The 10,567-nt window shown below is 62.8% G+C and carries 9 protein-coding genes and 1 tRNA gene; 6 read left to right on the top strand and 4 right to left on the bottom strand.

Annotation, left to right across the window (positions count from 1 at the left end):
- Window positions 1-403: 403 nt before the first annotated feature.
- The 3 genes from cax to A5791_RS26570 all read left to right on the top strand — a co-directional run bounded on the left by cax (window position 404) and on the right by A5791_RS26570 (window position 2,097).
- Window positions 404-1,561, top strand: coding sequence for a calcium/proton exchanger (gene cax, locus A5791_RS18680; RefSeq protein ID WP_082967008.1), 1,158 nt, complete (start codon window positions 404-406; stop codon window positions 1,559-1,561).
- Between the two features lie 95 nt (window positions 1,562-1,656).
- A tRNA-Leu gene (locus A5791_RS18675) sits at window positions 1,657-1,721 on the top strand.
- Window positions 1,722-1,920: 199 nt separating this feature from the next.
- Entirely contained in the window at window positions 1,921-2,097 is a 177-nt protein-coding gene (locus A5791_RS26570; protein ID WP_156661497.1) for a hypothetical protein, read from the top strand.
- Between the two features lie 604 nt (window positions 2,098-2,701).
- Here the strand turns inward: A5791_RS26570 and A5791_RS18665 are convergent.
- The 3 genes from A5791_RS18665 to A5791_RS18655 form a co-directional block, all read right to left on the bottom strand.
- Window positions 2,702-5,641: an RND family transporter gene (locus A5791_RS18665; RefSeq protein WP_067240013.1), complete on the bottom strand. Its 2,940-nt coding sequence runs from the start codon at window positions 5,639-5,641 to the stop codon at window positions 2,702-2,704.
- Window positions 5,638-6,186: an MmpS family transport accessory protein gene (locus A5791_RS18660; RefSeq protein ID WP_067240005.1), complete on the bottom strand. Its 549-nt coding sequence runs from the start codon at window positions 6,184-6,186 to the stop codon at window positions 5,638-5,640. The genes A5791_RS18665 and A5791_RS18660 overlap by 4 nt, the downstream gene beginning before the upstream one ends.
- An 81-nt stretch (window positions 6,187-6,267) precedes the next feature.
- Window positions 6,268-6,954 (bottom strand): TetR family transcriptional regulator, encoded by a 687-nt coding sequence (locus tag A5791_RS18655; protein ID WP_156661494.1) that lies wholly within the window; start codon window positions 6,952-6,954, stop codon window positions 6,268-6,270.
- Window positions 6,955-7,188: 234 nt separating this feature from the next.
- Here A5791_RS18655 and A5791_RS18650 point away from each other — a divergent pair, with 234 nt between their 5' ends.
- From A5791_RS18650 to A5791_RS18640, 3 genes are read left to right on the top strand one after another with little or no spacing between them, the layout of a single operon-like run.
- A complete protein-coding gene (locus tag A5791_RS18650) occupies window positions 7,189-8,100 on the top strand; it encodes an RNA polymerase sigma-70 factor (RefSeq protein ID WP_067240002.1) in 912 nt (303 codons plus the stop codon).
- A 3-nt stretch (window positions 8,101-8,103) separates the two neighbouring features.
- Window positions 8,104-8,919: an SDR family oxidoreductase gene (locus tag A5791_RS18645; protein ID WP_067240000.1), complete on the top strand. Its 816-nt coding sequence runs from the start codon at window positions 8,104-8,106 to the stop codon at window positions 8,917-8,919.
- Window positions 8,916-9,332, top strand: a complete 417-nt coding sequence (locus A5791_RS18640; RefSeq protein ID WP_231995955.1) for a hypothetical protein — start codon at window positions 8,916-8,918, stop codon at window positions 9,330-9,332. Before A5791_RS18645 ends, A5791_RS18640 begins: the two co-directional genes overlap by 4 nt.
- Window positions 9,333-9,373: 41 nt before the next feature.
- On the opposite strand, the gene A5791_RS18635 is transcribed toward A5791_RS18640, so the two are convergent.
- On the bottom strand, window positions 9,374-10,498 hold the full coding sequence (locus tag A5791_RS18635; protein WP_067240030.1) for a 1,4-beta-xylanase: 1,125 nt from the start codon (window positions 10,496-10,498) through the stop codon (window positions 9,374-9,376).
- Between the last annotated feature and the right edge of the window lie 69 nt (window positions 10,499-10,567).

Below are 10,567 nucleotides of genomic sequence, written 5' to 3'. Positions count from 1 at the left end.
ACGCAGACCTAGCTATAACAACGAGTGTCAAGAAACAACCGAAACAGAAACGTCAAGAATCAACCGACTCTGAACAGCCCCACCGCCTGGTGTCAGACACGCCCGCCCCAGCAAATAGACCCACCAAACCGTCAGTGCGGGTGCTCCAGCTAGTCCAATTAGTGCTCTTTGCCTAGCCTGACCAGCGAGAAAACCTCAATTCAAGGTTCGACTCCGTCTGTAAAGCTGCCGCACGAGATTTGGAAAGAACTGCCATATCCGCCAGACACCCTGCTGTATCGACGCATCGAGTGACAGAGCTAATCGCCTTAGCATCGGCCATTGCTTGGTCGCGAGTGGCGATTTTTAAACGCGAACCGTGCGATTCTGGAAAACTTCGGCGCGATCAGAGCAGGAGAGGCGCGTGACAACCACCCACACTGAACGGCTCCCACTGCTGAGCCGGCGCGACCGCATCATGATCACCATCACGGTGATCGCGGCCATGGCGACCGGAGTTCTGCACTTCGCCCACGTGAATGCAGTGCTGGCGTTCATCGTGTCCGCGCTTGCGTTGGCCACGCTGGCATCTTTGGTCGGCCGTTCGGTGGAGGCGCTCGGAGACCGGCTCGGGCCCAACGCGACTGGGATACTGCAGACGGCGTTGGGGAACCTGCCCGAATTGTTCGTCATACTGTTCGCACTCAAAGCAGGCCTTTACGGGGTGGTGAAGGCCACCATCGTCGGCTCGATTCTCTCCAACGCTCTGCTGGTGCTCGGGCTGTCCTTCGTGGTCGGCGGTATCAGACACGGCCGCCAGCGCTTCGCCGCCGACGACGGACGCACCCTCGGATTGATGTTCACCCTCGCGGTATTCATCCTCGCTGTCCCCTCGCTCACCGCTGCAACACACACCCCGGCGCAACCGCACGAGCGGGCGGTGTCGGTCGTCGTCTCCATCGTCATGCTTGCGCTGTTCGCACTCTCGCTGCCGGCCACGCTCGGAAAGCGTGCTGTCGACCCGGTGGGGCAGGTTGGTCATGAAACCTCCAGAGCGTCGTCTCCCATTGTGGCCAGCCCCGATTCGGCCAAAGCCGCTAGTGTGGCGACAGCACACGGGGAGTGGCCGCTGGCGATGGCCATCGGCATGCTGGCCGTCGCCGGGATCGGTGCGGCCTTCGTGTCGGAATGGTTCGTCGCCGCCCTGGAGCCGGCGATGCATGCAGCGGGCATCAACGAGGTGTTCGCCGGTCTGGTGATCGTGGCGATCGCCGGCAACGCGGTGGAGAATTTCGTCGGCATTCAGCTGGCGGCCAAGAACCAGATGGACTACGCGGTCCAGGTGATCCTCCAGTCGCCCGTCCAGATCGCGCTCACCATCGCCCCGATCGTCTGCCTGGCGGCGGCATTTCTCGGCCAGCCTGGTTTCGATCTGGTGTTCTCACCGCTGCTGTTGGCGTCGATGATCATGTCGGCGCTGGTCGCGGTGCTGGTGACCTTCGACGGCGAATCGACCTGGTTCGAGGGGACAGTGCTCATCGCGCTCTACGTGGCGATCGCCACGTCGTTCTGGTGGGGGTGAGTACCCCAACACTCTGAGGTCCGATCCGTACCTGCAACGTCCATATTCGTTGTATCGCAAGCTATTTCAAGGGGTTTGGCTAACCATTTCTCCTGGTCGCCGAGACGCTGGCCGCGGACTCAAAATCCGTTGGTCGCGGGTTCGAGCCCCGCCCGCCCCACCGACAGCCCGCCAAGTGTTTCTGCAATAGAGGCCGCGTGTGGTGGATGGAACCGCCCGCTGGTTTCGGGGACTCTGCCCACGGCTAGAGCAGCCCGAGCAACCCCGGCCGGACTCGAACACTTCCTCGGAGGGCAGGGATCACCGCGAACTCTGGTGGTGTCGGGACCGTGTTATTGGTAGCGAGAAGGAGCGCAACAATGAAATACGTAATGATTGCCGCGCTGACGTTGGCACCGCTGGCACCCTCGCCGGGTGACCAGTGTCCGCTGGGCGCACCGCCTGCGACGGACGGACAGGGCAAGGTCATGGTGTGCGCGCACCACCACGAGTTGAATCACACCAATATCTGGGAGTATCCCCCTGACGGCAACTGATCGGGGCAAGGTTCCGACACCACCGCAAGCTGTCAATTCACGGGAGTCTTGCCGAGGATCTCAGGCAGAGGGGCTTTCGCTGTCGGGTCGATGGCATCAGTTTGGACCGCCCGGCCAAGAGGAAGGGACCTGGGATTGTTGCCGGTCATCCCCCGCCGTATGTGGGTCCTTGCACACCGTCTCGGTAGGTAACGCATTTTGCCGAGGCCCCGGTGCCGGTGCAACATGTCTCGATAAGAGTGGGGTTGGCGCCAAAATGAGGCTGTACCTCCTCCGACGAATATTGGCCGCCGGAGTTCTTGCAGTTAGTCTCGATATCCGTTTGCGCCTGGGCCACAGGTGCCGCCGAGATCATCACCGCAACCGCAATCGTAAACGTGGCCACCGGCATCGCGCTCAAGACAAGACGTTTCATATTGCTCCATACTTCGGCCGAGATCCTGAGGCCATTGCTCCAAACTGTTGCCTTGCAGAAATGATGGCGCCAGTTTACCGGCGTTGTCTCGACCCTTTGCAAGATGTCACAACCACGACGCCTTTCAGGGCGAAGAATCGCAGCGTTGGCGCGCTAGCGCGAATCTCGACACTCGCGCGCTACGTGAGGTCAGCGCGGTTGTACCAATCCGCCAGGCGGGTGCTCGTCGACGTCGTCGAGGATCAGCTCGCGCACGGCGGGACGCGGTCCGTACGGTCGCAGCATGGTGCTGGCCGGCCGTGGACGCACGTGCTGTGGCCACCAGAACCAGCGCCCGAGCAAGGTGGCCAGCGACGGTGTCATGAACGACCGCACGATCAAGGTGTCGAACAACAGACCCAGCGCGATCGTCGTACCTACCTGAGCCATCACGATCAGCGGGCTGAACATGAACGTGGCCATGGTGGCGGCGAACACCAGACCGGCGGAGGTAACCACCGAGCCCGAGCCGGCCATCGCGCGGATCGTCCCTGTCTTGAGCCCGGCGTGGATTTCCTCTTTGAACCGCGATATCAGCAGCAGGTTGTAGTCCGAGCCGACCGCCAGCAGCAGGATGACCGCCATCGCCAGCACCATCCAGTGCAACTTCACGCCCAGGATGTACTGCCATAGGAGCACGGAGAGTCCGAATGAGGCGCCCAGCGACAGCAACACCGTACCGACGATCACGAAGGCCGCCACGACGCTTCGGGTGATCACCAGCATGATGATGAAAATCAGTGTGGCTGCGGCGATTCCGGCGATCAGCAGGTCGATGTTGGAGCCGTCGTGCATGTCTTTGTACGTCGCGGCGGTGCCGCCGAGGTAGACCTTGGCGCCTTCCCAGGGGGTGCCCTTTATCGCCTCGTGCACGGCCTGCTTGATCGGTTCGATGTGCTTGATGCCTTCAGGAGTCGCCGGGTCGCCTTCATGGGAGATGATCAGCCGGACGGCGTGTCCATCCGGCGATATGAACTGTTTGAGACCTCGCGCGAAATCCGGGCTCTTGAACGCCTCCGGCGGAAGGTAGAACGTGTCGTCGTTCTTCGCTCTGTCGAAGGCATCGCCCTGGGCGGTGGCGTTGTCGGCCTGCGCTTTCGCCTGGTCGTTGAGACCCATCGTGATCGCGTAGTTCGACATGATGGTGTCGAGATTGCGCTGCTGGCTTTCGATCTGCGGCGGTATCAGCGCCACCAGCTTGGGCTGAATCTGATCCAGCTTATCGAGGTTCGCGCTGAGGTTCACGATGTTCTCGGCCACTTGGTCGATGCCGTCGAGCGCGTTGAAGATCGACCGAAGTGCCCAGCAGATCGGAATGTCGTAACAGTGCCTCTCCCAGTAGAAGTAACTGCGGATCGGCCGGAAGAAATCGTCGAAGGTCGCGATGTCGTCGCGCAACGCCTCGGTGATCTGCACGGTTTCCTTGGTGAGCCTCGTGGTTTCGTGCGTCGTGTTGCTGAGATCCTGGGTGACCCGCATCTGCTCACGCAGCGTCGCCATCGTCTTGCGCAGCTCGTCCGCCTGCTTGAGCAGGTTTGCCGCCTGCTCTTCCTGATAGTGCTGGGTCTGGATCCGTCCTGCGGCTTGTGCACTCATCTGAAAACCGAGGGTGCTGTGGTCGAGCGGCGTGCCCAACGGCCGTGTGATGGTCTGCACCCGGCCAATACCGGGGATGTGGAAGACCGCCTTGGCGACCTTGTCCAGGACGATGAAGTCGGCCGGATTACGCAGGTCATGATCGGTCTCGATCATCAACAGCTCAGGATTGAGCCGAGCCTGGTCGAAGTGTCGGTCCGCGGCGGCATAACCGACATTGGCCGGGGTGTCGGCCGGCAGGAAGTGGCGGTTGTCGTAGTCCGTCTTGTAACCGGGTAGGGCGAGCAGACCAACCAATGCGACCGCGATGGTTACCGCGAGAACCGGTGCGGGCCAGCGGACGACCGCGGTACCCATGCGACGCCAGCCTCGGGTCTGCAGCTTGCGCTTCGGATCCATGAGCTTGAAGAACGAAGCCACCGTCAGTATTGCCGGAGCCAGCGTCAAAGCCGCGAGCACCGCGACCAGCATGCCGACCGCACAAGGCACCCCCAGCGACTCGAAGTACGGCAGCCGGCAGAAGCTCAGGCAGTACATCGCGCCGGCGATGGTCAAGCCGGATCCCAGCACGACATGCGCGGTGCTGTGGAACATGGTGTAGAACGCTTCTTCGCGGGTCTCGCCCAGCCCACGCGCCTCGTGATAGCGGCCGACCACGAAGATCGCGTAATCCGTCCCAGCGGCGATCGCCATAAGCACCAGCATGTTATTGGCGAAGGTCGACAGCCCCATGACACCGTAGTTACCGAGTGTCGCGACGACACCGCGGGCCGCTGCCAGCTCGATGAACACCATGCCCAGCATGATCAGAACGATGGTGATCGACCGGTAGACGAACAGCAGCATCACGATGATCACCACGAAGGTGACGAGCGTGACCTTCGCGACGCCCTTCTCACCCGCGTGGGACTGATCAGCGAACAGCGGGCCCGCGCCGGTGACGTATGCCTTGATTCCCGGCGGCGCGGGCACCGAGTCCACGATCTTGCGGACGGCCGCGGCGGACTCGTTCGCCAGCCCGCTGCCCATGTTGCCAACGAGGTAAACCTGGACGTACGCGGCCTTTTGATCGTGGCTCTGGGAACCCGCCGCCGTCAGCGGATCACTCCAGAAATCCTGGACGTGCTGAACGTGTTTCGTGTCTTGCTCGACGCGCCTGACGATCTCGTCGTAGTAGCGGTGCGCTTCGGCCCCGAGTGGCTTGTCGCCCTCCAGCAAGATCATGGCCGAGTTGTCGGAGTTGAACTCTTTAAACGTCGATCCGACCTTCATCATCGACTGAAAGGACGCCGCGTCGGTCGGACTCATCGACACCGAGTGGGTTTTGGCGACGACCTCCAGTTGGGGGGCCACGGTGTTGGTGACGAACACGATGCCCAACCACACCAGGACGATCGGGAGCGCCAGCCGGTGGATCATCCGCGGCAGGAACGGCGGGATCAGCGGTTGCGAGATTGGCGGCGCGGCAGAACCAGCCTCGGCCGGCTCGCTCATGCGGACTTGTCCAGGCAATAGACGAAGGCGTTCACGGTTTGGTTGGGATCCGAGCGATTCGGAGTCTTGATGACGTCACCGCTCCCGTCGTGCTTGTTCACCACGAACTGGCAGGCGATCCAACTTCCGTCTCCTTGCGCCACCAGGTTTGCCGGGATGCCGGGCTTCGTTGAACTCAATACTTTGCTCCAGGGCAAGGGCACGTTGAGGGCCTGCTGCGGATGGGAGTTTTCGTCGAGGTAGTTGATGGTGGCCGTACTGCCCGGCGGGCCCCAGACCTCGAGCGTGATCGTCTTGGCGTTGAACTCGTCCAGGACCTCGCCCGAGGTGCCGCCGCCGAACGAACCGCTGCGAACGCCGAAGACGCCGTGCAACCGGTACACCACGAATCCTGATACAGCGACGACAGCTGCGATCGTGAGCACCAGCCAGAAACGCCCCAGAAGCCCCCTTTTCTTGGCGCGTTGCGGGGCGACCTTTTTGCCCTCGCTGCCGGCGAAGCTCTGTTTCGGTAGTGGCTCGGTCCTTGGCTCAGTCATCGTCATGGGCGCTTCAAGTCCTTCACCACGGGTGTCTTCACCGGTTGCAGTTCGCCAAGCCACCGCGCTCCGACCTCCTTTCCGAGTTCATGAGGATTCCGAGATCAGGCCGATGCAGGTGGCCGTCAGCAGGCGGGTAAGGGCGGATGCGAAGTCCAGATTCCACTCGGGCGGAACCACTTCGGGCTCCTCAGCGTAAACGTTGGTCAGGTGCTCCGGCGGGTTCGCGACTTGCCACAGCGTCGCCGCCAGCGAGTACGCGGCCAGCAGGATGTCGAGCGAGCCCGATCGTCCAAGTTCGGGCAGTGCGCTTCCGATCGAATCGGCCAGCGAGAGTGTGGCCGCGGTGCTGATCCGCCTGACCTCGATGACCCGCTCCGCGTCCACCTCGTGTTCCAGGTGTAGGTGCAGGTTGGCCAGTAGGTCGCAAAACAACGGGTCCTCGGCCAGTGCTTCGGCCAGTGTCTCGGCGATGCGAGAGGGCGACTTCGCGCCGGGCTCGGCCAGCTTCTTCGACACGGTATTCGACCACCGCACCCAGCCCTCGGCGGACAGATGCAGCAGGACTTCCTTGTGCGAGGTGAAGTAGCGGCGCACCGCCGAGTAGTGAATGCCTGCGCGGCTGGCGACCGCGGTCAGGGTGACCGACGCGACGCCCGTTTCCATGGCCAGCGAGCGTGCGGCTTCCACGAGGGCCTCCGCACGTTGACGCTTCTTCTCCTCAGTGCGGGCGCGCTGGAATGTGAGTTGCGCCACCGGCTGAGCGTAACGCACGTTGTGTGATTTGCATAGCGCACATTGCGTGATTTGTGCTGCGCCACTCGTGGTCACCGAAAGGATTGAAGTTGTAAACATGCTCATCGTCCGGCACCCGTCGAAGCAAAAGAGGCTGACGCGTCAGGGCGCGATTGCGCTCGGCGGGTCCGCCTCGATCGCGGACTTTGAGACCGCACCCACTGTGCGCTCGCAGACATCCGGCGACATTCGAGCCGTGGCAGTCTTGGCAGTGTGACCGACCTCGTGGAGGACTTCGAGGCTCAGCGGCCGCGCCTGTTCTGGTTGGCCTACCGACTGCTGGGGTCGGCGAGCGAAGCAGAAGACGCGGTGCAGGATGCATACCTGCGACTACACGGCGCAGACTCAGCGCTCATCGAATCGCTGCCAGCGTGGCTTACCAAGGCCGTCACGAACCTATGCCTGAACCGGCTCACGTCGGCCCGCGCTCGCCGGGAGGTCTACCCTGGCCCGTGGCTTCCGGAGCCAATCCTTACCGACGACCGGACACTCGGCCCGCAGGAAACCGCCGAGCAACGCGAGTCGGTGTCCATCGCGCTGCTGAGCTTGATGGAGCAACTCAAGCCCAACGAGCGGGCAGCGTTCGTGCTGAGAGAGGCGTTCGCGTACAGCCATTCAGAGATCGCCGAGATCCTCGAGCTGTCGGAAGCCAACGTCCGGCAGCTGTACCGGCGAGCGAGGCAGCGACTGGGTGAACCCCGTCAACCTGTGCACCGACCGGATCGGGCGCAGTGGCGGTCCCTGGTCGATCGCTTCTTCACCGCCGCCAGCGCCGGCGACGTGGCCGGACTCGTCGAAATCTTGACCGCTGATGTGACCTCCACGGCCGAAGGCGGCGGCAAGGTGGCGGCCGCCCGGCGCCCAATCTCGGGCCGCGACCGGGTGGCCCAGTACGTGGCGCGGGTGTTCACCAGAAACCTGGCGCAGACACAGCTACGTCTCGATGCCGCCGAGGTAAACGGCGAGCCGGCGATGCTGGCATTCGACGGCGACACGCTGGCCGGTGTCTTGCTCTTCGAGATCACGGGCGAGCAGATAGCGGCGGTGCGGATCGTGGCCAATCCCGACAAACTGCGGTTTCTTGCCGAGCAGTTGTCACATCCTGCGGGCCTGTCCGGTTCATAGGGTGTGACGAACTCTGTACTCGTAACCGGGGGCACGGGAACCGTGGGCCGCATCGTTGTCGACAGCCTAACGGCGGCGGGGGAGGAGGTCCGCGTTCTCAGTCGCGGGCGGCGCCCCCAGCAGGCCACCGAGGTTCGCCATGTCGTGGGGGACGTGCAGACCGGTGATGGGCTCGACGCGGCCCTGGACGGCGTCGACACAATCGTGCACTGTGTCTATCCCACCGAGCAGCTGGTCGCGGCGGCGAAACGGGCGGGCTCACCGCATCTGGTTTATGTCTCGATCGTCGGAATCGACCGCATCCCATTCGTCTTCTACCGCATGATGCTCGCCAACGAACGCGCGATCGCCGAGTCGGGCCTGCCGTGGACGGTGCTGCGGGCGACCCAGTTTCACGATCTGATCGCCTTCCTATTGCGCATGCTCGCGAAGCCGCCGGTCATCGCGCTGCCGTCGGGCCTGCGGTTCCAACCGGTCGACGTGCGCGACGTGGGCGAACGGTTGGCCCGGTTGGCGCTGGGCGAGCCGATCGGGCGTGCGCCGGATTTCGGCGGCCCGCAGGCCCGTACGCTCGACGAACTTGCCCGCAGCTACCTGGCGGTCGTCGGTAAGCGCCGACCCATCGCCCCGATCCGCTTGCCCGGCAAGGTGTTTGGCGGGATACGGGCCGGCGGGCTGCTAGCCCCGGAGCGCGCCGCCGGCACGATCACCTTCGAGCAATACCTCAATGAACAGCACACCGCCGGCCAACGGCCATACCGCGACGCCATCCGCGCTTACCTGCCCCTGCCACATCACCGACGCAAGACGTCGCGGTGAACGCCCGGCTGATCGTGCTTCGCGCCGGGGTGTGGTTTCTCACCTTCGTGGAGATCGTGGTCGGGCTTGTCGCGACACTGGCCCCTCGGGCGTTCTACGACTACGTGCCCTGGGTGGACCTCATCCCGCCGTTCTGCGAACACCTCATGCGCGACTACGGCGCCATGAACCTCTCACTCGGCCTCGTATTCGTTGTCGCCGCAGTCACGATGGAGCGCCGCATGGTGCGGATCGCGCTAGGCGCGTACCTGCTGTTCGCCATCCCACACCTGATCTTTCATCTCACACACCTGGAGCACTTCACGACGGGGGCCGCGGTCTGGCAAACGATGCTGCTCACGGTCGCCGTGCTGCTGCCGGTTGGCCTGCTTATCCTCACAGCGTGGCGGCCAAGGCCGTCCACCGCCGCATAGTGGACGTTGGCTCCGACCGTTCGGCCATCAGCGCGAAGTATTTAGATTCTGCGCAGCTTGCTAATGGTTTGAATTTCGGTGTCCCGGTAGGGCTTTCCGTCAGATTGGACCAGATCGTGAAACCAGGGCTCCGGCACCGTCGTGTAGGGATGATCCCATGAGTCCCAGGGCAGGTAGGTCTGGGACTTTCCGGCGACCAAACCCCAATTAATGGCACCTATGTTGTAGCGCTTCGCAATTGGCAAGACTCCGTCAACGGTGCTGCCGAGCGTCCGAGCCAGGTACTCGGTGCAAAGGATCGGCCGGCCCATTGGAGAAAGTTCGGAGATGCGAGCTTCGAAAGCCGCTGGTTCGTCATAGGAGTGGAATGTAATTACGTCGGAGTTGTCCAGTTGAATGCTGGCGATTGTGCTGCGGCGCTGAGGATCTCCCCACACACCGTCCCATACACCGCTCGTTAACGGCTGCGATGGATCAACTGAGCGTGCCCACCCGAACACCAAGGAGAGCAGGTCGGCGACGCGCTCCTGCTTGTCTTTCCGTTCGACCTTGCTATATACACGCGCTGGATTGTCGGGCTCATTCCACAGGTCCCAACCCAAAACGCGATCATCAGTGCGGAATTGGTTCAACACTCCGGTGACATAGTTGCGCAGAGTGCGACGATAGTCGAGGTCATCAAGGTGTTCAGCACCTGGGCTTTGCACCCAACCGGAGTTGTGGACCCCGGGCCTCGGCGCGCGCTGCCGGCCCGGGTTGGGGAACGGATCCCAACAGGAGTCAAAGAGGACAAAAAGTGGTTTGATCCGGTGATGGGCCGCGATGGCGACAAACTGCGCGAGACGCATTTGGAAGCCTCCGGAATCCTGTGCCCAGAGCAGATCGTGCAGGAAAACCCGCACCACGTTAAGCCCGTGCAACCGGGCCCATCCGAGCTCGCGATCGATGCGCTGCGGGTCGAAGGTGTCGGCCTGAAACATCTCGAGCTGGTTGATCGCGTTTGAGGTGATGTAGTTGGCCCCGACGGGCCAGGCTTGCGCTTGATACCAGCGATTGGCTCGGTCAGGCGTCCACCGGCTTTGCTCTGCGGCGGCACGGGGCACCTTTGTCAGCATAGGACCTACCCCCAGCAGCAGGGGTAGCGTCAGGACGGTTCGGCGCCTCACGAAGTGACCATAATCCGTTGCATTACGCACGGCTGATGATTTGCGTCGATCATTTGTCGGCAGGCCCAA

The sequence above is a fragment of the Mycobacterium sp. 852002-51163_SCH5372311 genome (genome assembly GCF_001667115.1).
GTDB lineage: Bacteria > Actinomycetota > Actinomycetes > Mycobacteriales > Mycobacteriaceae > Mycobacterium.
This window is presented reverse-complemented; position numbering and strand designations above follow the sequence as displayed.